The following is a 24,702-nucleotide window of genomic DNA, read 5'->3' as shown; positions in this document are numbered from 1 at the left end:
CTACGTAAATGCATAACTTCAATTTTCCAAAGTTCTCACCGTCACCACCTGCGGAGGGGTAGAATCAGGCGGATAAATGACATCTAACTGGACCATGCGTTTAGTCCCCGGTTTTAACAAGACTTTCACTAAAGGATCTAAAACCTGACCAGTACGATGCCATAAATGCACATAGCGTGTTTGTTGCTTACCATCATCATCCGCATAACGTAGCCGTACAGTACCTCGGAAAAAGGGAAAATCTAAAGACGGTTTGCGGAAACGTACACCGTTTTGAGATAATTTATCTTCTTTCAACGGAGTTTCTAAGGTCACACTCACAGTTTGCTCTTTATTAGTATTATTACTTAAAGGTAAACTGAGACTGTATTCTACGCCATAATTGCCATGTGCTTCATAAGCCGTATCTGGATAACGTACCAACATTTTTGCAGTTTGGCTTTGTTCAGTTCCTAACCTACCACTCCGTAAAGTTGCTATGGGATAGGAAATAGCTTTACCAGGTTGGGGAATCATCAAAGTTTGGGTTTTTGGGTTATCCACCAGGTTTGCTTTCCAAGTCGCACCCTCAGATACACCAGCGACCCGTCCGTAAATTAACTGACCTCCTTTAGCATCGGGCGGTGTGGGAATTTTATCCCTGGGTCCTGCAAAATTACCGTTATTTAATAAATCTTGCCATTCGGCTAAAGTTGGCGCACGGTCAGTACCATCAGTATTTTTCTTAGCAAACATCGCTAAACTAGCCGTATAAACTTTCCCACTACTACGCAAACGGAAAAAGCTAGACCGACCATTTACAGGTTTTTCTAAATTTCGCACGGGGATAGGATGATTTAATAACATCCGACTTCCCCCAGCAGGAATTACCAATTTAGCCGGAAAATCCTTTTGACGTACTCCCCTCAGCACATCAGCTACTGCCCTATTTCCTGGACCGGCAAAGGCTTTACCATCGTTATTTTCTACATAGGGTGCTAAAGTTACAAAAGGTGCATCTACCATCAAATAACTTGCACCTTGTAAAATATCTACAGTAATAGGTTTTTTACCAGGGTTATGGAACATTACACCCAAATAAAGCGTTTGCAAATCTTTGGGAGTGTGGGTATAGTGGTGAGCAAATAAATCAAATCGTCCTTGAAAGGGGAAATTGAGATGTGCGGCTGGAACTTTTTTACCATCAGGTTTAAAAGTAGAAAGTAAAACGCCTTCAGTTTTAATCCATTCGGGACTGTTGCTGTTAAAAACGGGTATTTTATCTAAGCTACCAGGTAAAGGACGAACTTCTCCACCTTGAACAATTTCTTGGGGTGCTGGTTTAGGTGGTGTTTGGGCATCTGCTATATTTTCACTATTATTGGAATTGAATGTTGTACATCCAATGGTTTGAGTAATAGCAAGTCCTGATATGAGTATGAATACAGGTTTGATGAGTTGATTTCTGAGTTGACTAATTTGCATAAATCTGAATTTTCCAGAAAGCTATGGTGTTGAAGATGTGCAGTTATAGATACAAGTTCTGGAAAGTGGATTTCTGATGATCATAAATGCTATATTCAATTTTCTGGAATTAAGGTAAATTTAGAGTAATCTTGGACTTTCGACTCAGGAGTTAAATTGATGGATATACTCATTGAATCGACAAAGGATTTTGAAAAAGATTTAGAAAGATTTACAGATACGGAGAAGTTTAGAATTATTAAAGAAATGAATCGTAATTTTGAACTTCTCTCATCTGAAAATAATTCTTTTTATGAACATAGCGAACAACTGCGAAATATCAAACTTAATCATGACTATGATTCTACTATATATTGTCTAAAAATTAATGATGACCACAGAATAATTTTAACTATTGATGATGATCCAATTTTTGGTTGTATACTAATCACTTTATTTAGAATAGTTAATCATGAAAATGCTCAAAAAGCTTATAATGCTGTTGCAGAGATGATTTATCAAGATTTCACTGTGGAAGAAAATCAAGATTTACAAGTTAATTGTTGTTAATGGCACAAATTAAACCTCTGCTAGATGAATATGGTGTGATTCATGAAGCAATGAAAATGTTGCCCGATGATTTGAAAACTGATTTTCTGGAAGCTTTAGCTGAATTAGAAGATAATGAATGTCACAGAACAAGAACGTTTCCGAAAACGAGATTACATAAGGTAACGGGTATTAAACAAGCTATCTACCGTGCTGATATTGATAAAATATCAGGTTGGCGTATTCATTTACAGTATATTGATGGAAAAATTCACTTGAAAGATATTATCGGTGGTCAACATCACGATAATGTGATGCAAGTGATTAAATTAAAAAAAGATAGATATGATTAATTGGTAATTGGTAATTGGTAATTGGTAATTGGTAATTGGTAATTGGTAATTGATTTTATCCTAAAATACTCTCAACTGTTAAATTAATTCCAGGAAATGCTAAAATATCTACAATATCGCCCAAATGGAAAGTTTTGATTTCACTATAGCCATTTGCAGTAGGTTGGCGATAAACTATAATTAGTTGTTCATAAATATCGACTAACCAAACTTCTGAAATACCGCTACTAGCATAAAGAGGAATTTTGATTTTTCTATCATACTCAATGCTGCTATCTGCAACTTCTATTAATAAAAATGTATCCTGTGCTTGAGGAAGTCCAGATTCATAAAAATCTGCACGGGGTTTAAGTAATGATATGTCTGGTTGGGGTTCTGACAGATTATCTAAAATTATGGGATTTTGTACAGCAACAATTACTCTTTTACCTAGTAACTGTGAAAAAAGAAAATTTAAACGATTTACACAAGCTGCGTGTCTTCTACCAATTGGTGACATTTCAATAATTTCTCCGTTGATTAATTCCACTCTATCATCTTCTGTTAAAATACCAGCTTCATTCATTTGATGATATTGTTCAACTGTGAAACGTCTGGTTACTAATTGAATAGACATAATTCACTCTCTTTGTTGATGATATTTGTTAATTATAGCAATTCTCTTTATTTTCTGAGATAGTTCCCCGAATTATTGGATAATTCGCAATACTTGTCGGTTAAGCTCAGAACCATGAAATTATGTAGGTTGGGTTGAGGAACGTATCCCAACATTTACAACGGTTTGTTGGGTTTCACTTTGTTCAACCCAACCTACTAAAATTCTTAACCGAACAGTATTGGGATAATTCGGGGAATTGAGTTTACAAATAATCAAAAAATACTTCTGGTACTAATCTTAATTCTCCTGATTTAAATTTGGCAATTTCTACCCATAAAGCGCGATGTTTCTTTTCTGGTGTTTCGGAAAAGGTTAAACTTTCGATTTTGTAAAATTGTGGATCTGCAAAATCGCATTGATAAAGTTGGATAATTTCATGTCCTTGTTTACCATCGAAGCTAAACAGGTTTTCTATACAATTCAAGTAACGAATATTAGTTAAATCGGCTTGAATTTCTTCTTGAAATTCTCTTTCTAAGGCTATCCGACTGGTTTCACCAAATTCTATACCACCACCTAAAGCGCGGTAAAATGTTGATTGTTTAGTGGGGTCGTATCCTTCAGAAACAAAAATTCTGTCCCCATCTCGAATTAATGCTAAGACTATGACTCTAATTTCACCTGGGTTATTCATTTTGGCTGTTAGTTGTGATTAATTAAGTAGAAATGTGCAAAAAACAGAAGTATGTAACGAAAAGTAAAGTTGCCCACAAACATCTTCTTTTCTGCCTTTTGCCTTGTCATAACGAAAATTTTTAATGCCGACCTACGTATCGTAAATTGAGTAGGCACGAGTTTCACTATCTTCAACTGGCCAATCTTCGTTTTCACCACCGATATATAGGGCTTCAATGGTGACGTATTCTTCACTTAATTGAGTGAGGGCGTTGATGAGAATATCTAATGCGATCGCATCACTAGTTCCTAAATCAAACCAGCATCTTCCCCATTCTCCTTCATATTCAAACTCACCCATATTGTGCATCAAAGCCACCAGGCTTTTATCATAACCTTTTGCATCATAATCCATGTAACTGAGTTCTAAACCTGTTTCTTGCACTTGCAGATTTTCGGCATTGAATCCACCTAATTTACCTAGATAAAACCAGGAATTGAAAACTTCTTCTACATATTGTTTTTCACGTCCAGAGGGAAGGGTGCTGAACTTCAACCAAATCCAGACATCAAAAGGATTAACTTCGCGGAATTGAATGTACATTTTTGGAGATTGGGGAGATATATGAAGTCAAAAGTCAAAATTAGAAACCTAATGACTAATGACCAATGACTAACAACTAATTATCATAGATTATTCAGGCGCTGTTTAGCCTGGTTGCGTTCATATTCAATTTGTTTGACGAGACTAGCAGGAAGTTGGGATTTTTTAGCCAGGGCTTTGTCAAAATTAGCTATCGCATCCTTAACCAAGTTCTGGCTTTTTTCCTTTTTACCCTTTTCGTGCAGGATTTGTGCTTTGAGATAATAAATTTCTGGGTTGTCCGCAGTCGTTTTTAAGGCGCGATTGACATAATCTAACGCTTGAGGATATTTTTTCAAATCCCGGTATGCTAAAGCAATACCCCTATCTACCAAATACCCAGGTGCAGCATTTTGTTCTAGTTCTTCAATCGCTTGATCTGGACTAATAAAAGGCAAATTAACGGCTAACATTAAATTCATATAGCCCTTAATTAAGTTTAACTCTGGATCATTGGCATCAATAGCTTCTGCTTTGTCTAAATATTCATAGACTCTTGTCAATCGACTCAAGGCTTGTGAGACACCATTGACATTTCCTTTACGGGTAAGAATTACCGCACCTTCTAAAAAGTTGCCCACTCCAGTGTATAAATTACCACGCAAAGGGTCACTAGCAATCAGCTTTTGTCCAGCTTCTAAAGTTTTTTTGCTGTACTTCTCCAAGCTAACTAAATCTTGATTATTGTATGCTAAAGATGCCTTCAACGCATAAGCTAAAGGTTCATTTGCTTCATCCGAGATGGCTTTTTGCAGATACTCCTCTGCTGCTGGATAATTTCCCTGTTGGAAAATCGCCTTAAACGCTGCTTCCGTGCGATCGCCAATTTTATGGGGTTCGCTGCGGCGAAACGGATCACCAGCTAATGAGGGATTTACACACAAATTGAGGATAATGCTAGTAGCCAAAGCAACGTTGCAAACTACAGGAAATCGAAACAACATTGTTAATTGAGGAATCAAAAACAGTTTAGACATGGAAATCCTCAGAATAATTACGGTTGAATTTGTCGTATGTGTTACTTAAAATGCAAAAAAATGGTTAACTGAAAAATGCCTCTATATACTGCCAAAAAATCTACTTGATTAGGACTTACGCAAGATTGGACTAAAAACCTGATTCTTGCGTATGGGTAATTCATGAATTACTCCTACTTTCGTTCTGTTTTGCGTAAGTCTTGTTTATGTAGACTGTGGTAATTGATTCAGGTTTCCTCGCTTGTTGTAGCGATTTTTTCGTGTAAGTCTGCCACAATAGAAAAAAAGTGAATGATTCTTGCTGCTGGACTAGGTTGTGGTTACTTAACTTTGCGTCTAGTCCATCAGTTGTCTGCTGACTTTTTGGTAATTTTAACAAATGCTCTATCTCAGAAATCTAACTTATCACCCCACCGCTTGCCCGTCAGCAATTCTCAAATCCATTAACCTGGAATTACCTCCCCAGCAATTAGGTCTGATTATTGGTCCTAGTGGTTCCGGTAAAAGCACTTTATTAGAAATTTTATCAGGACTGGCTGAACCTACCTCTGGTGCGGCTTTTTGGAGAGAACAGGAACTGATAGCCGAACAGCTACAACAGTTGGCGGGGATAGTGTTTCAATTTCCAGAAAGGCACTTCTGCGGTGGTACAATTTTAGAAGAATTGCGTTTGGGTCATCCCGAATTAGGGACAGAGCGGGTTCACCAGGCATTAAGCGAAGTTGGATTAGAGCATTTATCCCTATCTACACCACCCCATGCTTTAAGCGGTGGACAACAAAGGCGTTTAGCTTTGGCGGTTCAATTAATTCGTCAACCGAATTTATTATTATTAGATGAACCTACAGCGGGTTTAGATTGGTCAATGCGCCGTCAGCTAGTAAATTTATTAGCGAAATTGAAAAAAGATTGGACATTGTTAGTTGTAACACATGACGCTGGGGATTTGTTGCCAATAGCAGACCGTTGTTGGACATTAAATCATGGTGTTTTAGAAGCGGTTGAGCCTAAAACATTAGAAAAGAAAATTGCGGAAACAGTCGTAAATTGAAAAGTTAAAATGTTTCACGCAGAGGCGCAGAGGCGCAGAAAGGAACGTAAAGAGTTTAAAATAATTTATTGAGTCAACATGAGTTTAGAATCTGTATCTAGTTTACCAGAAATGGTGCAATTTTGGCAAAAAACATTAAATTGGCAACCTACAAATCAGCAACAAAATCAATTTCAACAACTGTATGAATTAATTATTGAAGGCAATCGGCAATTTAATTTAACTCGAATTACTGAACCTGAAGAATTTTGGGAAAAACATCTTTGGGACTCTTTACGGGGAGTTGCACCAAAACAGCATTTTATTGATTCTCTTGATCAAGGTGCATCTGTAATTGATATTGGTACTGGTGCAGGTTTTCCTGGTGTACCAATTTCTATGATTTTTCCAAGTTGTCAAGTAAGTTTGTTAGATTCTACGCGCAAAAAAATTAATTTTATTGAGACGATATTAAGTAGTCTTTCTCTAACTAATGCTAAGACTATTGTAGGGAGAGCAGAAGAAATTGGACAGGAAAATAAATACAGACAAAGTTATGATTTAGCTTTAATTCGTGCTGTGGGTACAGCTTCTGCTTGTGCTGAATATAGTTTACCTTTGGTGAAAAAAGGCGGTTTAGCTGTAATTTATCGGGGAAGTTGGACTAAAGAAGAAAACCAAAGTTTAGAAAATGCAGTTAAGCAGTTAGGGGGAAGAGTTGAATTAATTGAAGAATTTACAACTCCTTTAAGTAATAGTATTCGGCATTGTTTATTTTTGCGAAAAGTAGGAAATACACCTGCTAGTTTTCCTCGTGCTGTGGGTGTACCGACGCAAAAGCCTTTGTAATTTATGAAAATAGGGATTTAAAAAAGGTGATTTCAAAACCTCTCTAGAAATAAAAGCTGCTCTTTTTTCCCTACCATTGTAGGGGAGAGGTTTTTCAAGTCCAAACAGCAACAGTTGATACTCCTACCCAATCACCACTATGGGTATTACCAATAGCGTATAGGTGATAAAGGGAATAGGACCCAATCACATATTCTCGTAAATTTGTGAGATTTAACTGCAACAGTTGATCTAAGGGATGGATGTAACGGAAAAATTCACGATCTTCATCTTCTGCTACTGAACCAAAGGGAGCAAAAGAACAAGTAATCACGAAATCAATTGCATCAAGCAACTGATAAATTGTTTGCTCTTGAGAATTAGCAGATGTTAAGTTAAATTCTCTATTACTAGTGCCTGGAGTGGTCGCAAACTCCAAGCCAGTTACTATAGATTGTAAGGTATTAATTAATGTTTGGTTGGTGGACACAGGAGTAAAGTTTGTGGAGATTTGGATGCGCTCAGTATCGGTTCTAATATCTTCAATAGAGCCAATTTGGGGAGCAATTCCCAACCAATTCCCATCATGATTTTCACCTACAATAATATGAAATTCATCGAATTTTTGTTCAGGTAAGATCGGATCAAAGTGCTTGATTTTATAAACAGAGATGTTTTTACACTGCATTCGCAATGTAGTTTCTAACATTTGACATTTATGAGCAATTTCTTCAGGATTCAGATTTGCTTCTAAAGCTAAATCGCTGGTGAGATTACTGCTATTAGTGATGACAGCCGCTAAAAAATCATCCCATGCAATCGACTGCATAAATCCCTCTGCTAAAAGCAGCTTGTCTATAGTAAATTCTCCTTGATTGTCTACTTTCCAAACAAATGTTTTAAAAGGATAGTCACTAGATTCACTCTCATAAATTTCTAAACCGGGTAGCACTACTGCTAAACGATTTACTAATTCATCTGTTGCTAAATTTTGTTCATGCAAATCGAAATCAAATGAAAGCGGTTCTAATTCTTCTTCCTCTTCCTCTTCCTCTTCCTCTTCCTCTATGAGTTCAGTAGGTGATGAATCTGTTGGCGGCTGATAACTAGGGTTTTCCCTGCGGATAGTTGTTTCATAAAATTCCAGCGCCTCGGTTTCGGTAGCCAATTCATGGGTTTCAAAAGAGTAGGCATTAAAACCAACACCGTCTGTTGTGATGCTGACTGTACAACCTGACAGAGTAATCGTCCTGATATAGTCGTATTTTCCATCATCAAACCTGATCTCATGACTAGGCATAAGTTTTAAATAAATCAATAGTTTCAATACTTTGGTAATAGTATTTTTGCACAGATCAACGACTATAGGTAAAAAATTTTATAAATGTAAATGTTATACTTGAACCCCATTTGGATAGATTGTCAACCAAACCTGATGGAATCTCAATCTATTAAATCTATAAATATAAGGTAGTTAGAAAGATAGCGATCGCCACCATCAAAGGACTAATTATACATATCAAAAACAGCCCCATACCCAACCATGCAACTCCACCCATTGAACCTGCTTCTGGAGGAGGAGAATTGCGATCATGCTGCCATGCTAGTATTCCAGTTAAAAAGATTGCGAAAATCGCGCCAATTATTAACCCTAAAAAACCAGCTATAACTAATAAACTCAACTTCCAGATCAAAGCCAATTTCACTACTGCTAAATAGTTCTTTTGGGTTAAAAATAAGATAGAGGCAAAAAGTTTCATATTTTGTAAATGTAGTTTTTAAAATTGAAATAGGGTTAGTTTATGGTCAGGATTCAGCATAGCATTTAGATCCCCGACTTCTGACAAGTATGAAGTTCTTATTGATAAAATTCAAATAGAAGTCGGGGATCTTACCCCACATAAATTACCCTATTTTACTTGCATCTGCAAAACGTTGATTAATTTCATCCCAGTTAACTACATTCCACCAAGCTTCTAAATAATCAGGTCGGCGGTTTTGATATTTGAGATAATAGGCGTGTTCCCATACATCATTACCAAAAATGGGATAATTACCTTCCATTAAAGGACTATCTTGATTTGCTGTAGTTGTAATTTCTAACTTACCATTTTTATTGCGAACTAACCAAACCCAACCGCTACCAAAACGGCTACCACCAGCTTCATTAAACTGCTTTTTAAAATCTGCAAAACTACCAAAATTATCTTTGATTGCGGTTGCTATTTCTCCGGTAGGTTCACCACCACCATTAGGTTTCATGATTTTCCAAAACATTGAGTGGTTAACATGACCACCACCATTATTTCTGACTGTAGTTCTAATATCTGCGGGTACATTATCAAGATTTTGCAACAGTTCTTCCACAGTTCTATTTTTCAGTTCTGGGTATTTGTCTAATGCTTTATTTAAGTTGTTCACATAGGCCGCATGATGTTTATCGTGATGGAACTGCATTGTTCTAGCGTCAATATGCGGTTCTAGTGCATCGTAAGCGTAGGGTAAAGGGGGTAGTTCAATAGCTGATGTTCTTGGGGGAGAGGTTTCTGCAGAAGCACAACCATCTAGAAGAAAAGCACCCGCACTAGCACCCAGTAAAACCAAGAAATGACGACGATTTAAACTCATAAGCCTTTTTGCAGTTAAGTTTTTGTAAATTTACGCACATTTTGCACTGTTTTAGATCATAACTGCAAAAGCTGATTTAGAAATGGTGAGTTTTATCCCTCCAAAGTATGAGGTGAGTTAGTAACGCTATAACCCACCCTAAATTCATTATTTGACTTGGGAAGTTTTCACAGTTGGATTTATGTGACTTGGAGATAATTTCAAAACAGCAATAGGTATTGCAGTTGCTATAATTACCACAGCAATGGCTAAAATCACAGCAACGGGTTTACCTCCAGATGTAACTAAAACCGTGAAAATGTTCTCTGTTGTTTTTGCTGCAACTTCACTTAATTCAACTGTTTCTGATTTAGTGATACTCTCAACTATCTTCTCCGCAGTGACTAAAATATTGGTGGTGTTGTCTGTTGGTTGTTGAGACATTGTTTTCACTCCTCAGATGTTTGTCTTTTGTTTACTTCTCTATCATCACCTGGAGTCTATGCTGAGTAGGTTGGGTGTTGTAGGTAATTTTTCTGAAAAATTTATGTAGGTAAATGCAGGCAGATGTAGGTTTGTAGGGTAGAATTTAAAATCATTAGCTAAGTGCTTAATTTAACCTGATCACTCAAAATATGCCTAATGGACTCTAAAGAAGCGTTAAATTTTATCAATCGTGTATTGTTAGAAAAGACAAACCAAGTCTTAAATGAGTTAGAACAAGATATTTTGGTAGGTAGTTGGGAAGGTTTAGATTATAAAACCATTGCTGCAAATACTTTTAAAGCTGAAACAACCGTGAGAGAAGTAGGTGCAGATTTGTGGAACAAAATCACACAAGAATTAAATATAAAAGTCAGTAAAAAACATTTAAAAAATCCAATACAACATTACAAAGATTCTTTAAGCATTTCATTACCTCCTGTAATACCCACTAGAGAAACAACTCAAATTAAAATCAGTCCACCACAAAATAATCAAAATCCTTTTGTTCCCACAACTGGAAGAATAGAGAACTTAGAAAAGTTTTTGGGTAGACAACAAGAAGTAAAGCAAATATTTGAACTTATCAATAACTCTAGTAGTGTTGCCATTATTGGTGAACCAGCAATTGGTAAATCATCTTTATTATATGCAGTTTACCAACAATCAGAAAAACTTTTACAATTACCACGACAACAAGTTTTTCTAGATATGAATCTTATTCATAATCAAGAAGATTTTTATTTTGCTATATGTGAAAAACTTGGTATACCAGACAGTAAAGGTTATAGATTTACAAGAAATTTGGAAAATAAAAAAGTCTTATTATTATTAGATAATGTTGGTAAACTCAATGGATCAGGATTTACAAGGGATATGAGGGATCATTTACGGGGTTTATCTGAAGGTGAAAATGCTTGTTTAAAATTAGTTGTCGCTGCCAATGAACCTTTAAGAACATTATTTAATGATAGTCAAAATAATGGTAACACATCACCATTAGAAGATATTTGTCAACAAATAGATATTCTTACTTGGAATGATAATATTATCCTTGATTTTATTGCCAAGCGGTTACAACCAACCAACATTAATTTTATAGACGCAGATATTCAAGAACTGATTCAAGAAAGCAGTGGACATCCACAAAAATTAACCCAACTTTGTTATAACTTGTATAAAAAATATTCTGAATCAAATAATTAAAAATATATTATGACTACAAAATCTCCTGTACCTCGTTTAGATTTAGCCCCAAAATTACGCCGTCCTCTGTCTTTGTGGAATCCTTTAGATTATCTACTGTTGCTGTATTGGGTATTTTACTTTCCCCAGGCTTTGCGGTGGTATGTGGATAATTTTGGCGGGGGTTATATTCCTGAAAAGGAAATGAATTGGAGTAAAGGACTGAAGATACTACGTCAAAATTCTATTCAGCGTCAACTGCTATTGCAAGGAGTTGTTTTAACAATAATTGCACCAGTATTGACCTGTTTATTTTTTGAAGCATTAGGCTTACGTATTAACTGGGGAGATGTGGCGTTCAATGTGGCTTCCTGTGTGGCGGTAGGTGTGGCGGTAGGTGTGGCTTCCGGTGTGGCTTCCGGTGTGGCGTTCAATGTGGCTTTCGGTGTGGCGGGAGGTGTAGCTTCCGGTGTGATGAGAGGTGTGGCGGTAGGTGTGGCTTTCGGCTTGGCTTTCGGTGTGGCGAGAGGTGCGGTGAGATGTATGGCGGGAGGTGTGGCGGTAGGTGTGGTATTCGCTGTGGCGTTAGGCGTGGCGTTAGGTGTGGTATTCGGTGTGGCGGTAGGTGTGGCGGTAGGTGTGGCGGTAGGTGTGGTATTCGGTGTGGCGGTAGGTATGGCAACCTTACGTTTAGAAAATCGGTTGTTTGGCTTGTCTTTTAACCTGCGTTACCTCATAAATGGTAGTTTTTTATTACCAAGAATTACTATTATTTCTCTACCTGATTTAGATGTTTGCTTAAAAACCTGGTTATTACAGGACTGGGAAAATGGCATACATAATGTTAATCAACTCTTAGCATATACCATGCAATTTATTCCTGTAGTGCAAACAGTGAATAAGGTATTGAATATACTACCATCAGAACAAATAATTTGGTCGGTTTCTCAGTTAGCAGAAACTACATATTATTGGGAATTAATACATTTTCTCTCTGCTTCTCTCAGTGAAAAACTTAAATCAGAAGCAATAAAAGGTTTTTTATTACGTTTCCCTGGTAAAAAAAGATTGCAGGAAAGTTTGAATACAGATACCCGTCTTGATACTCCTCCCCGTGCTGCTGCGGCTGGTTTTTGGTATCTGCATGAAAAACAACCTACTAAGGCAACAGAAGCGTTTGTGGTGGTGCGTTCTCTTCTCTATGGGGAAGAAATGTATATCCTTGCCCAAACTTTAGCAGCATTTAACGAAGCTAAAGAATTAAACTCTATTGCTAACCTACAATTACCTACATTCCCTACATCAGGTTTATTACGTCCTAACACTTGGCAAACATTAGATAGATTTTTGCGAGTAATTGAAGATGTGAAAATCATCAATCGCAGTGTCTCTCGTGTGTCTCGTTCTTCTGCTTTAAATCGCGCATTAGGTGAACTGACAACTATTTTAAATACAGCCGATACTTTACCCAAAGCAGAACAGGGATTAATTATAGATATTGCCGAGAATTGGCGAAAACAATTATTACAAATTGCTGGGGAAGTTGGGGAAGTTGTTATTAATAAAACTGTAAATAATCCTTATGTTATCGGCGATCCTGTAATGGGTAATTTATTTGTTGGCAGAGAAGATATTATTAGACAATTAGAAGAACTTTGGTTAAGAAGTCCTCAACTCCAGTCAGTAGTAATTTATGGTCATAGACGCATGGGTAAAACTTCGATTTTACGCAATGCTGCTAACTCTTTAGATAATCAGGTAAAAGTTGCTTATGTGAATTTACTCAAGTTAGGAGATGTAACCCAAGGTGTAGGGGAAGTATTAATGGCTATTAGTGATGAAATTTCCCAAGTTGTGAATATTCCCACTCCCAATGATGATGATTTATTAAAATTACCTGTTCCCACTTTTAACCGCTATTTTAAACAAGTAATTAAAAATTTATCTGGTGGTTTAATTATTGCCTTAGATGAATTTGAAAAAATTGAAGATTTAATCAAAGATAAAAAAATTCCTGCTAATTTTATGGATTTATTGAGAGGTTTATTACAAGAATCTCCTCAAGTTGCTTTTGCTTTTGCAGGGTTGCACACTTTAGATGAAATGACAGCAGATTATTTTCATCCCTTTTTTGGTAGTGTGATTAATATTCGTGTTGGTTTTCTAGGACGTGATGCAACTGGTCAAATTATCGCTAACCCAGCTATTGAAGATTTTTTATTAGACTACACACCAGAAGCACTGGATAAAATTTATGATTTAACCTACGGACAACCTTATTTAGTGCAGTTGATAGGTTTTCATTTAGTCCGACTATATAATGATTTTGTGTTTGAACAAGGAAGAAACCGCGACCCAGTTTTTACCGTGGAAGATGTAGAAACAGTTGTGAATAAACCAGAATTTTTTAATAATGGTAGTCGTTATTTTAATGGTGTTTGGGGTCAAGCTGGAGAGAATGGTAATACTCAACAAGTAATTTTAAGTCATCTGGCACAACATACCGAGGGATTAAGTGTAAATGAGTTAGTTGGGATTATAAAAATAAATGAAACCGATTTACAGACAGCTTTAGAAACTTTAAAACGTCATGATGTGATTGCAGAAAATCAGGGACACTGGAGAATAATAGTAGAACTATTTCGGCGTTGGGTTGTGAAATCACATTCTTAGAGGATATTTTCAAAGTTTGAAATATATAAATAAACCCCTCTCCAAACCTCTCCCCTACAAGGGGAGAGGCTTTAAAATCCCCCTTCCCTTGTAGGGAAGGGGGGTAGGGGGGTTAGGTCTCTGGAAATTATTAGTTTAATACTATACTTTTCAAAAAACCTCTCAAACACATCCTTAAATTGAATATATTAATAACAATCTAAACTCAAAGTAAATCCTGGTAATATGTCTTCACCTAATAATTCTGTGGGTAAATTGCGTAATTCCGCATCTTGTCCTAAACGATAAATTTCTACTTGTTGCTGTTGAGGATTTATCAACCATCCCAGTTTTACCCCTGCATTCATATATTCTTGCATTTTCTGACGCAGAGTTTCTAAACTATTTGTTGCTGACCTTAATTCAATGACAAAATCTGGTGCAATGGGGGGAAATTTTCGTTTTTGTTCAGGAGTTAATGCTTCCCAACGTTCTTTTTTAATCCAAGCTGCATCAGGAGAACGGTCAGCACCATTTGGTAATTTAAATATAGTAGAAGAACTAAAAGTATAACCGAGTTTTGTTTGCCGATTCCAGATACCTAAATCTATAATAAATTCTGCTTCTCTATTTCCGCTTTCCCCTTCCACTGGTGGCAGAATAATTAATTCTCCGGTAGATGTGCGTTCAAATTTTAGATTACTGTTTTTTTGACATAGTTGATAAAATTGTTCATCGGTTAAATTAACAGTGTCTAAGTTGAGTTTCAAAGGACTAATAACCATAAGAATATCTATTCTCCTGAATAGGATATATTACTATTATGACTCAGATAGGTTTTTTAGACAATTTCTCAATCCTGTTCATCCTTTAATCCTGGATATCCTGATTCTGACAATTGATAATATATCCCCGACTTCTTGAAGAAATCGGGGATCTGGATACTCTTTAGTTAATAGAAATTAACCAAAATTAACCGAAATATTTGATAATTGCGTCAGCAAATTCAGAACATTTCAAAGGTTCTACAGGTGGTTCAATCATCCGCGCTAGGTCGTATGTCACTTGACCATTGGCTATGGCTGCACTTAAACCTTTTTTAACCAAATCTGCGGCTTCTTGCCAACCCATAAACTCCAGCATCATCACACCGGAAAGGATCACAGAACCGGGGTTAATTTTATCCAACCCAGCGTGTTTTGGTGCTGTACCATGAGTAGCTTCAAAAACAGCGCAGGAATCGCCAATATTCGCCCCTGGACCCATGCCTAAACCGCCAACTATCGCCGCAGCAGCATCAGATAAATAGTCACCGTTCAGGTTCATTGTAGCCAGAATAGAATACTCATCTGGTCGAGTTTGAATTTGTTGAAAAATACTATCGGCAATGCGATCATTGACCATGATTTTCTCTTTCCATTTGCCATTTCCATGACTTGCCCAAATATCATTAAGAACTGTTTCCACTTCCTTGACAATTTGCGCTTTTTTCTCTGGAGTTAAAGCATCAAAACCAGGATCAATCATGCGGGCGTTTTCTTCTAAGGAAATGTTGGCGTTTTTCTCCTTATTTCCTAATATCCAAGATTCTCTTTCTGTGACGCACTGTTGCCGAAATTCGGTGGTTGCTAGTTCATAACCCCAATCTCTAAAAGCGCCTTCGGTGTATTTCATGATGTTGCCTTTATGCACCAAAGTCACTTGTTGTTTTTCTCTGGGCAACGTCAAAGCGTGTTTGATGGCACGTCTCACTAAACGCTGAGAACCGGTTTTACTGATGGGTTTAATTCCTATACCAGCATCAAGGGGAATTTGCTTTTTACCGTGTTCTGGGGTAGCGGGAATCAGTTCCTCGTTGAGAATTTTAATAAGGCGATCGCCTATTTCACTTCCCTGTTTCCATTCAATCCCCAAATAAATATCTTCCGTATTTTCCCGATACACAATTACATCCAATTTTTCAGGATTTTTGTGTGGAGATGGCGTACCAGCGTAATAACGACAAGGACGTACACAGGCGTAAAGGTCAAAAATTTGACGTAATGCCACATTTAAAGACCGAATCCCCCCACCAACGGGTGTAGTTAGCGGACCTTTAATAGCAACGCCATATTCTTTAATAGCCGTGAGAGTATCTTGGGGTAAATACTGGTATGTTCCATATAAATCACAGGCTTCATCACCAGCATAAACCTTAAACCAGCTAATTTTTCTTGTACCTTTGTATGCCTTAGCAACCGCAGCATCAAGCACTTTTTCAGTTGCAGGCCAAATATCTATACCTGTTCCATCACCGCGAATAAAGGGGATAATGGGATTTGCTGGAACAACAGGTTCACCATTTTTGAAGGTAATTTTTTCGCCAGTCGTCGGGGGGGTAATCTTTTCGTACATAGTTAACACATTCCAAATAGAATAAGTTCAGAAGGCATAAGGCAGGAGGCAGAAGGCATAAGGCAGGAGTCAGAAGGCATAAGTTCTTTAATTTTGACTTTTGACTTTTGACTTTTAATTTTCCTCCCCTGCTTCCCCTACTTCCCCTGCTTCCCCTTCCCTTTCTTTGAGGCGCAGATCATCCCCTGCTTTAGCTGGTAAATTATTGGTAGCTCAGACGTAGGTTTCAGTTAAATCGGCGCTACTTTGTCCGGTCAAAAATAGTAAACTACTTTTCGCTATCTGTGCTTCATTTTGTAGAATGCCCAATAGCTGATTCGTTTTTTCACTGTACCGCTAACACGAGTAATGGCATGACAGACCCAATGATTTTATCAGGCACTGCAAATGACATCGACTCCCTGCGCCAAAAGTTAATCGCTGGGTCTCAAAAAGTCCAACAACAAATCATCCCACAGTTAGCTGATTTGGGTAATGAGGGATTAGAGGTGTTGCAGGAATTTTTACTGAAACGTCGTGACACTCCAGCAACTTGGATTGATGGTAAAGCCTACCAAGTAATCTACAACTCTGATGCACCTACAGCCAAGGAATTTATAGAAAATAACTTTCCTGAAGGAATTGTACCTCTAAAATCAGACTGTGGGATCAGTTACAATTCTTTGCAACAATTACTCACCCGTCAAGAGTTCCAAGCAGCTGATCTGTTTACTATCCAAACAATGTGCGAAGTAGCAGGACCACAAGCGGTACAAAGGAAATGGTTGTACTTTACGGAAGTGGAAAATTTCCCAACTCAGGATTTACAAACTATTAATCATCTTTGGGTAGTTCACTCAGAAGGTAAATTTGGCTTTTCTGTACAGCGAGAAATTTGGTTGAGTTTGGGTAAGAACTGGGAAAGTTTATGGCCAAAAATCGGCTGGAAGGATGGCAATAAATGGACGCGCTACCCCAACGAATTTACATGGGATTTAAGCGCCCCTAGAGGTCATCTACCCCTTTCTAATCAGCTACGAGGGGTGAGGGTTATGTCTTCTCTCTTATCCCATCCTGCATGGACTTAGGGGAGCAGAGGAGCAGAGGAGCAGGGGCGCAGGGGAGCAGAGGAGCAGGGGCGCAGGGGAGAAATATTATCTTTTTTTTGCCTTTTGCCTTTTGCCTTTTGCCTCTTGCCTCTTGCCTCTTGCCTCTTCCCAATGACTAATGACCAATGACTAATAACTAAATATGGCTAAAGTTCTTTTAGAAAATATTAAGCGTAGATTTAACAATGTCACCGCTGTCGAGGATATCACCTTTGAAATTCCCGATGGTGAATTTTGGGTGTTGGTTGGTCCTTCGGGGTGCGGTAAGTCTACGATTTTACGGACTATCGCTGGTTTGGAAATGGCTACATCTGGTAATTTGTTTATAGGCGATCGCTTGGTCAATGATATCCCAGCAAGGGCGCGTGATGTGGCGATGGTATTTCAAAATTATGCCCTTTATCCCCATAAAACCGTCGCCCAAAATATCGCTTTTGGGTTAGAAATGCGAAAGGTGGACAGGAAAAAGATTCAAGAACGAGTTTTAACGGTTGCGCGATCGCTGTCTCTAGAACATCTATTAGACAGAAAACCTAAACAACTTTCTGGAGGACAGCAACAACGGGTAGCATTAGGAAGAGCGATCGCACGTGAACCACAATTATTTCTACTTGATGAACCTTTATCGAATTTAGATGCTCAATTACGAGATGATACCAGAGCAGAATTAAAACAACTACATCAACAATTGGGCATTACTACAATTTACGTCACCCATGACCAAGTTGAAGCCATGACTTTGGCTGATAAAATTGTGGTATTAAATCGGGGACGAATTCAACAAATTGGCGATCCTCAAAGTATTTATGCTTTACCTGCTAATGAAATGGTAGCAAGTTTTTTGGGTAATCCACCAATGAATATTTTACCCGCGATCTATAAGGGTGATAATTTTGATATTAGCGGACAGTTATTAGCTATTCCTGAAAATATCAAAGCAGGTTTAAATTTGCACCCTGAACAAATTTGTAATTTGGGGATTCGTCCTGAACATATTAGTATTGGAAATATTAACGAACCGCAGAGACGCAGAGAACGCAGAGAGGAGAATTTAGAAGGTTTATTTGTTGAGGTGAAGGTTGTTGAACCTTTGGGTAGAGAAACTTTGATTCGTGTTTCTTTACCCGGTTCTTCTGGTTTTATAAATGTGCAGGTTGGTGGGGGTGTGCGTTTACATCCTGGGGAAAATTTGCATTTGCATTTAGATTTAAATCATTTGTTTGTGTTTGAAACTGGTACTGGTGAAAGAATTTTTCCCGTTGTTTGAGGATAATTTAAAATTTAAAATGTAAGTTGGGTTGATGCAAGGAAACCCAACTGACAAAAAACTGTCACCTGTTAACTACTTTAATCCTGTAGCTTTGAGAATTTCACTATCACCTTTTCTCACGATGAGGGTTTGAGGAGCATTTCCATCTTCTGTAATGGGTTGTTCTAAAATGTAGACATAATCTCCATTTGTCCACCCTGTAACGCATATTCCATCACGACAAGAAACCCTACCTCCAGTTAATTCAATACATTTACCTTTTGCATCACATCCTTTATAAGTCAAGTTTCCTGTATTATTCACTCCTGTCCAAGAGTCATGATTACCTGTTGTAATTGTCCACTCACCATTACTGATAGTTTGGGTTTTACTTTGTGTTTTACTTTCTTGCGGTTTTGTTGCTGATTTATCTTCCAAAACTTCCATTTTGGTAATGATAGATTCTTGACGAGTTTTTCCACAAGGTTCTGCACTTTCGCAATCACTTACTGATTCTATTGTGGAAACAGCGCGTACTTTCTTGTTTAAGAATTTTCCTTCTTCTGCACAAATCTCAAAACTTGCACCAACGCGGTTTTCTTTACCTTGTTCATCTACTAAGGTGACATAACAGAGTAAATCACCATTTACTAATTCTTTGACTGTACCAATTTGTGGTTTTTTGGGTGTTTTGGTTTGTGGTGATTGACTTTTTTTGGTGGTGTTGCTGACAGTTTGAGGTACAGATTTTGTTTTAGCTTGAGTATCTGTTTTTGGTTTAGTTTCTGTTTCCGGTTCTGGGGAATTTTCCGGTTGAGATTGTGCAGTAGTAGCAGTATTATTAGTTAATGTTTCTGTGGTTGTATTAGTTGGTGAATTACTACAACTTGCAAAAGAGATGCAGGAAAGAATTAAATAAATTGTAGTAAGTAAATTTTTCATGGGGATTTTTTCTACTTTGTAAATGCTAGATTCAAGTTTTTGACAGAATTGAATAATTCTATTAGATTTATATATTTAAGATATTTAAGGTTACATCTAGCATCGAGTTGTATGGCACTAATGTAACCCCAAAGCATAATGGTAAAATTCTTCATTTTTAATGTAATCTCTAGATTCATAGAGCTTTTGCGCGGTTAAGTTAGAAATTTGAGTAGCTAAACTTACTCTAATAGCTCCACTTTTTTTTGCGTATTCTTCTGCAACATTCATCAATAAATTTGCAATTCCTCTCCGACGATACAATTCTTCCACATACAAATCGTTTAATATCCATACTCGTTTCATCGACACTGAAGAAAAGCTGGGATAAAGTTGAGTGAATCCCACTAATTTCCCATTGTCATTAGCTGCAAACACAACTGAGTCATTATTATTGAAACGTTCTTTGAGAAAGTCTTTGGCAGCTTCAATGTTTGATGGCTGATTGTAAAAAACACGATACTTATCAAATAGTACCGAAACACTTTCAAGATGATTAATATTAGCCAAGAAAACGTCCATTGATTGTCCTCATCAAGAATTTAACTATAAATTTGGTGCTGTTGTTTTAGTATCGTCTCCTGTTACTGAATAGACTATAACTAAAAAATGTCCAGAATTTATTGAATATTTATTGAGAAATAGTATGACACTTTACCAACTCACCAGGAGCAAAAGCACCATTTTCTGTAATAATGGCTGTAATTAATTCTGCGGGAGTTACATCAAAAGCAGGATTATAAAACTCTACTCCTGAAGGTGTGAGAATAGTATCACCAATCTGATATATTTCCGATGGATGACGTTCTTCAATGGGAATTTGACTACCATTAGATAAGGTAAAATCGATGGTAGAAATAGGTGCTGCAACGAAGAAAGGAATATTATGAGCTTTAGCAACAATTGCTAAACTGTAAGTACCGATTTTATTAGCAGTGTCCCCATTCGCGGCTATTCTATCAGCACCGACCACAACCGCATCAATTAAACCTTGTTTCATGCAATGGGCAGCCATATTATCAGTAATAACTGTAACGGGAATACCTTCTTGCACACATTCCCAAGCGGTGAGTTTTGCACCTTGTAAACGGGGACGAGTTTCATCTGCAAATACTCGTGTTAAACGTCCTTCTCTCCAAGCGGAACGCACTACACCTAAAGCTGTACCATAACCAGCAGTTGCTAAAGCACCGGCGTTACAGTGAGTCAGGATGATTAACTTTTCTGGGGTTTTGGGTAAAGCTGCTAAACCATGATCACCTATGGCTTGACAAGTTTGGATATCTTCAGCGTTGATAGTTTGGGCAGTTTCTAAAAGAATTTGTTTAATTTGTGCGATTGTTCCCAGAGTTTCATAGGCAGTTTGCATCATTCTACCTATAGCCCAAAATAAGTTTACTGCGGTGGGACGGGTAGAACGCAATAACTGGGCAACTTCTTCTAATTGGTGTAAAAATTCGGTGCGATCGCTGGTTTCAATTTCCCTTGCACCCAAATACATCCCGTAAGCAGCAGCGACACCAATAGCCGGCGCACCTCTAACAATCATAGTGCTTATCGCTTCGGCCATGTCTTCGCAGCGATGAATTTCTATTACAGCATACTCATTTGGTAAACGGGTTTGATCGATGAGTACAACTGAGTTATTTTGCCAAACAATAGGATAAAGCATAAATTGGTGATTGGTGATTGGTGATTGGTGATTGGGGAAAAGGTAATTTGTAATTTAGTAATGGGGAAAAATATTACCCAGTCCCCAGTCCCCAGTCCCCAGTCCCCAGTCCCCAGTCATCTATAACTGTGGTAAATAAACAATCATCATAGCAACTTTGGGGTGATTATGAGCGATCGCTTCGGGAACATGACCAAGTAGCGAAAATATCTGGCCTTTTTGGGCGACAGACCCATTTAACAACAATAAATCATTAGTTTTCAGTAAGCGTGACACTTCTTTAACAAAATTACCCCGCACTTTTTGTACAGGTGTATCCGCTGGTATGACACCCTCAGTTAAATCAATATCTATTCCTCTGGTGGGGACGACTTGTAATAGTTGTAAAGATGCTTTCAGTTCTGCTGCTAAAGTTTGGGCTAATTTGATGCTTTGTGCAAAGGAACTAGCTTTGGCTTGTTGACTGGTGAAAGCCAAAAATACTCTTGATGTATGTTCGATAGGTAAGGGAAAGCGAGTTACTAATACAGGTACAGAACTACGGTGGACAATTTTATCAATTACACCACCAAATAAATTTTCTTGGTAGGTAGAGTAACCTTTCCAACCACAGACTATCACACTGGCTTGCTTTTCTTCTGCTACTCTGGCAATTCCTTTATCAATGGATTCATCAATTCTGCCAATGGGTGTAACTTTGGTTACTGCTGCATGGGCAATCATTTCTGCGTTGGCAAGTAACTGATTTTGCCTAGCTTTGTCTGCTGGGGAAATTGGTTCGCCTTCTTCAATTAAAATGTGTAGAGGTAATAAAGTACCGGCTGCGGATTTTGCTAAGATCATTGCTAACTGTAACAGGTTATCTTCAGTGTTAGGGTTAGCAACAGGAACTAAAACGCGATCGCCTAATTTTCCTTCTGCACTTTTTTGGGTAGTAGTATCTTCTGGTTTGAGTTTTTGTCCCCACTTTGCTGTCACCCAAGGAGAAGCAATGCAGGTAACTAAAATCATGGCAATTGTCCCATTTACCGTTAATTGATCTACTAATTTGATATTATAAGCTACGGTAATTGCAGCTAAGGTAGAAGCAGCTTGTGCCACTGATAAGCCAAACATTAGCATGATATTGTTATGGTTGAAACCAAATAATTTACCCGCACCCCAAGCAGGTAAATATTTAGCGATAATAGCAACTGTCACCATCACACCAGATACTATTAATGATTTTGGTTCTTGGATCAAAATTTTGGGATTTACCAACATTCCTACAGAAATTAGGAAAAATGGCACAAATAGAGTATTACCAATAAATTGAATTCGATTCATTAAAGGGCTAAGTTGGGGGATTAATTGAGTAATAGCAACTCCCGCTAAAAAAGCGCCAATAATCGGTTCAATTTGAACTATATCTGCCCCATAGGAAACCACAAACAAAGTAGCGAGAACAAAAGTAAATTCTGCCCCTTCATCATGTCCAAATTTGCGAAAAAACCACTTTCCTAAGCGGGGAACACCCCAGAGGGTAAGGAAGGTGTAAATAATCAGGGAAGGAATTAAAAATAACCAAAACTGCAAGGTTAAATTACCTTGATGCGCCCTGACTACTACAGCTAATACTAATAGTGCCAAAATATTAGTAATTAATGTACCACCAAGAGTAGTAGTTAAAACTTGCGATCGCATTATTCCCAATTTACTCACCACAGGTAAAGCCAGCAGCGTATGGGAAGCGAAACAAGAAGCAACCAAAATAGCAGGTAAAAACCCATATCCTATCGCTAACATTGCCCCTGTACCCAATATCATCGGGACTGCAAATGTCAGTAAACCAAATATTACGGCCTTATCAGCGTTATATTTCATGTCCTCTAGGCTGGTTTCTAAACCTGCCATAAACATGAGAAACAATAAACCCACAGTTCCCAACAGGACAATAGTATTATCCCGTGCTAACAGTCCCAACCCATTTGGACCAACAACAACCCCAGCCAGAATTAACCCCACAATACCTGGTAGGCGGATTTTTTCAAATAATAGGGGTGCAATTAGCATTATCCCCAAAATTGTCAAAAATACGGGTACAGGTTCCTTAATGGGCGTAGAAACCATAGCAGGTAAGAGAAAGGCGATCGCATCAGCTTTCATAGATATTTATCAGGTAGTACGTTGGCACTCCACTAAAATATCTAGTACCTTCTCACAACACAAATGCCTTTGGTAAGTATTTTTAGATATATTTTCGGGAATTAAGCAAGTTCTTCCTTTAAAGACTCCACTAAGGCTGGTAAATATTCTGTGGCCTTACCCTCAAGAACATTAAACCCATCCAATACCTCATAATTAGGATTAGGATCTATAAAATATTTTGTAGGTACAGCTTGAAAAAACTTTAATAAATTAGCAGCGGGATAAACTTGTGCGGAAGTCCCCACCACAATAAACACCTCAACCTGAGATTGAATTTTATATAAATCATCAACTCGCATATCCACCGCTTCCCCAAACCAAACCACATCAGGACGTAAATGTTTACCGCATTTAGGACATAAATCACCCCATTGCACAGGTTTATTAATTTGCGCTTTATAATTACATTGCCATTGGGCATACATAGGAGGGATATCAAAATGCCATTCACATTTTTCATGATCTATTCTCCCGTGAATGTGCCAAACATCTTTTACTCCTGCTTTTTCTAACAGAGTATCAATATTTTGGGTAATGCAAACCACATTAAAATGATTGGCTAATTCAGCAATAGCAAAATGTGCAGCATTTGGTTGACATTGCTGCATTTTTTCAAAACCTTGGGTGTAAAAATCTAAAACCAACTTTTGATTTTGCATCCAACCCAAAGGGGTAGCGACTTCTTCTATTTTGTATCCTTCCCACAGTCCCCCAGCACCTCTGAAGGTGGGAATACCGCTTTCTGCGGAAAGTCCTGCACCACTAAAAACTACAATCATATTATTTCTGTTATCGTTCCCAGTCTGAGACTGGGAATGCAATTTTAGAGTCTCTGACTCTAGTGTAAGCGTTTTTTGTCTGAATCAAGATATCCAGGATTTTAGGATTTACAGGATGTTAAGTAGTCGTGCAAAATAAATTTTATATTTGGGAGAGGGAACTCTTAACAGGGAACTCTTAACAGTGAACAGATAAGGAATACAGAGATTTTTGTTTGTTCCAAAAATGTTAAATTAATTTTGCTCAGGTATGATGGTTGGTTACGCACAAGTCACTGAAGAATAAACCACGTTCCCCGAAGGTGTTCCCAAAGGGTAGACGCGAAGGA

General features: G+C 37.7%; 24 protein-coding genes. 8 read left to right on the top strand and 16 right to left on the bottom strand.

The features are described 5' to 3' along the window. Positions 1-18 precede the first annotated feature (18 nt). On the bottom strand, positions 19-1,464 hold the full coding sequence (locus H6G06_RS11960) for a DUF3370 domain-containing protein (protein ID WP_190560326.1): 1,446 nt from the start codon (positions 1,462-1,464) through the stop codon (positions 19-21). A 159-nt stretch (positions 1,465-1,623) separates the two neighbouring features. Between H6G06_RS11960 and H6G06_RS11955 the strand changes: the two genes are divergently transcribed. Both H6G06_RS11955 and H6G06_RS11950 read left to right on the top strand, forming a co-directional pair. Continuing rightward, entirely contained in the window at positions 1,624-2,013 is a 390-nt protein-coding gene (locus H6G06_RS11955; RefSeq protein ID WP_190560324.1) for a hypothetical protein, read from the top strand. Then, entirely contained in the window at positions 2,013-2,345 is a 333-nt protein-coding gene (locus H6G06_RS11950) for a hypothetical protein (protein WP_190560433.1), read from the top strand. Before H6G06_RS11955 ends, H6G06_RS11950 begins: the two co-directional genes overlap by 1 nt. Positions 2,346-2,400: 55 nt before the next feature. Here H6G06_RS11950 and H6G06_RS11945 read toward each other — a convergent pair whose 3' ends face one another. From H6G06_RS11945 to H6G06_RS11930, 4 genes are all read right to left on the bottom strand, one after another. Beyond that, positions 2,401-2,961, bottom strand: a complete 561-nt coding sequence (locus H6G06_RS11945; RefSeq protein WP_190560322.1) for a Uma2 family endonuclease — start codon at positions 2,959-2,961, stop codon at positions 2,401-2,403. 244 nt (positions 2,962-3,205) lie between these two features. Continuing rightward, positions 3,206-3,637 carry an NUDIX hydrolase gene (locus H6G06_RS11940; protein WP_190560320.1) on the bottom strand — a complete coding sequence of 144 codons (432 nt, stop codon included), beginning with the start codon at positions 3,635-3,637 and terminating at the stop codon, positions 3,206-3,208. A gap of 132 nt (positions 3,638-3,769) precedes the next feature. Next, on the bottom strand, positions 3,770-4,222 hold the full coding sequence (locus H6G06_RS11935; RefSeq protein ID WP_190560318.1) for a DUF3531 family protein: 453 nt from the start codon (positions 4,220-4,222) through the stop codon (positions 3,770-3,772). Positions 4,223-4,305: 83 nt separating this feature from the next. Further along, complete coding sequence (locus tag H6G06_RS11930; RefSeq protein WP_190560316.1) at positions 4,306-5,238, bottom strand: Sll0314/Alr1548 family TPR repeat-containing protein; 933 nt, start codon at positions 5,236-5,238, stop codon at positions 4,306-4,308. Between the two features lie 379 nt (positions 5,239-5,617). Between H6G06_RS11930 and H6G06_RS11925 the strand changes: the two genes are divergently transcribed. Further along, positions 5,618-6,289 carry an ABC transporter ATP-binding protein gene (locus H6G06_RS11925; protein WP_190560314.1) on the top strand — a complete coding sequence of 224 codons (672 nt, stop codon included), beginning with the start codon at positions 5,618-5,620 and terminating at the stop codon, positions 6,287-6,289. 78 nt (positions 6,290-6,367) lie between these two features. Further along, positions 6,368-7,117, top strand: coding sequence for a 16S rRNA (guanine(527)-N(7))-methyltransferase RsmG (gene rsmG, locus H6G06_RS11920; protein ID WP_190560312.1), 750 nt, complete (start codon positions 6,368-6,370; stop codon positions 7,115-7,117). Between the two features lie 94 nt (positions 7,118-7,211). Here rsmG and H6G06_RS11915 read toward each other — a convergent pair whose 3' ends face one another. The 4 genes from H6G06_RS11915 to H6G06_RS11900 form a co-directional block, all read right to left on the bottom strand. Beyond that, positions 7,212-8,396, bottom strand: a complete 1,185-nt coding sequence (locus tag H6G06_RS11915; RefSeq protein ID WP_190560310.1) for a nuclease A inhibitor family protein — start codon at positions 8,394-8,396, stop codon at positions 7,212-7,214. Between the two features lie 157 nt (positions 8,397-8,553). Beyond that, on the bottom strand, positions 8,554-8,856 hold the full coding sequence (locus H6G06_RS11910; RefSeq protein WP_190560309.1) for a hypothetical protein: 303 nt from the start codon (positions 8,854-8,856) through the stop codon (positions 8,554-8,556). A 145-nt stretch (positions 8,857-9,001) separates the two neighbouring features. Then, complete coding sequence (locus H6G06_RS11905; RefSeq protein WP_190560307.1) at positions 9,002-9,724, bottom strand: superoxide dismutase; 723 nt, start codon at positions 9,722-9,724, stop codon at positions 9,002-9,004. Between the two features lie 147 nt (positions 9,725-9,871). Then, positions 9,872-10,147: a hypothetical protein gene (locus H6G06_RS11900; protein WP_190560305.1), complete on the bottom strand. Its 276-nt coding sequence runs from the start codon at positions 10,145-10,147 to the stop codon at positions 9,872-9,874. Between the two features lie 198 nt (positions 10,148-10,345). Here H6G06_RS11900 and H6G06_RS11895 point away from each other — a divergent pair, with 198 nt between their 5' ends. Together H6G06_RS11895 and H6G06_RS11890 are read left to right on the top strand one after the other, a co-directional pair. Next, positions 10,346-11,392 (top strand): helix-turn-helix domain-containing protein, encoded by a 1,047-nt coding sequence (locus H6G06_RS11895; RefSeq protein ID WP_190560303.1) that lies wholly within the window; start codon positions 10,346-10,348, stop codon positions 11,390-11,392. A 9-nt stretch (positions 11,393-11,401) separates the two neighbouring features. After that, entirely contained in the window at positions 11,402-14,044 is a 2,643-nt protein-coding gene (locus H6G06_RS11890) for an AAA family ATPase (RefSeq protein WP_190560301.1), read from the top strand. A 188-nt stretch (positions 14,045-14,232) separates the two neighbouring features. Here the strand turns inward: H6G06_RS11890 and H6G06_RS11885 are convergent, their stop codons facing one another. Continuing rightward, positions 14,233-14,808 carry a Uma2 family endonuclease gene (locus tag H6G06_RS11885; protein ID WP_190560299.1) on the bottom strand — a complete coding sequence of 192 codons (576 nt, stop codon included), beginning with the start codon at positions 14,806-14,808 and terminating at the stop codon, positions 14,233-14,235. A 187-nt stretch (positions 14,809-14,995) separates the two neighbouring features. Next, entirely contained in the window at positions 14,996-16,417 is a 1,422-nt protein-coding gene (locus H6G06_RS11880) for an NADP-dependent isocitrate dehydrogenase (protein ID WP_190560297.1), read from the bottom strand. 353 nt (positions 16,418-16,770) lie between these two features. Here H6G06_RS11880 and H6G06_RS11875 point away from each other — a divergent pair, with 353 nt between their 5' ends. Then, a complete protein-coding gene (locus H6G06_RS11875) occupies positions 16,771-17,484 on the top strand; it encodes a GUN4 domain-containing protein (RefSeq protein ID WP_190560295.1) in 714 nt (237 codons plus the stop codon). Between the two features lie 163 nt (positions 17,485-17,647). Further along, complete coding sequence (locus H6G06_RS11870; RefSeq protein ID WP_190560293.1) at positions 17,648-18,772, top strand: ABC transporter ATP-binding protein; 1,125 nt, start codon at positions 17,648-17,650, stop codon at positions 18,770-18,772. Positions 18,773-18,847: 75 nt separating this feature from the next. On the opposite strand, the gene H6G06_RS11865 is transcribed toward H6G06_RS11870, so the two are convergent. The 5 genes from H6G06_RS11865 to H6G06_RS11845 all read right to left on the bottom strand — a co-directional run bounded on the left by H6G06_RS11865 (position 18,848) and on the right by H6G06_RS11845 (position 24,373). Continuing rightward, positions 18,848-19,696, bottom strand: a complete 849-nt coding sequence (locus H6G06_RS11865; protein WP_190560291.1) for a hypothetical protein — start codon at positions 19,694-19,696, stop codon at positions 18,848-18,850. Positions 19,697-19,813: 117 nt separating this feature from the next. Next, positions 19,814-20,257, bottom strand: coding sequence for a GNAT family N-acetyltransferase (locus H6G06_RS11860; RefSeq protein WP_190560289.1), 444 nt, complete (start codon positions 20,255-20,257; stop codon positions 19,814-19,816). A 109-nt stretch (positions 20,258-20,366) separates the two neighbouring features. After that, the gene (mtnA, locus tag H6G06_RS11855) at positions 20,367-21,407 is read right to left on the bottom strand and encodes an S-methyl-5-thioribose-1-phosphate isomerase (protein ID WP_190560287.1); all 1,041 of its coding nucleotides are present in this window, start codon (positions 21,405-21,407) and stop codon (positions 20,367-20,369) included. A gap of 120 nt (positions 21,408-21,527) precedes the next feature. Beyond that, a complete protein-coding gene (locus H6G06_RS11850) occupies positions 21,528-23,552 on the bottom strand; it encodes a cation:proton antiporter domain-containing protein (RefSeq protein WP_190560285.1) in 2,025 nt (674 codons plus the stop codon). 101 nt (positions 23,553-23,653) lie between these two features. After that, positions 23,654-24,373 carry an SIR2 family NAD-dependent protein deacylase gene (locus tag H6G06_RS11845; protein ID WP_190560284.1) on the bottom strand — a complete coding sequence of 240 codons (720 nt, stop codon included), beginning with the start codon at positions 24,371-24,373 and terminating at the stop codon, positions 23,654-23,656. Positions 24,374-24,702 lie beyond the last annotated feature (329 nt).

Origin of the sequence: Anabaena sphaerica FACHB-251 (genome assembly GCF_014696825.1) — a bacterium.
GTDB lineage: Bacteria > Cyanobacteriota > Cyanobacteriia > Cyanobacteriales > Nostocaceae > RDYJ01.
Note: the sequence above shows the minus strand (reverse complement) of the source record. Positions and strands in the feature narration are given on the sequence as shown.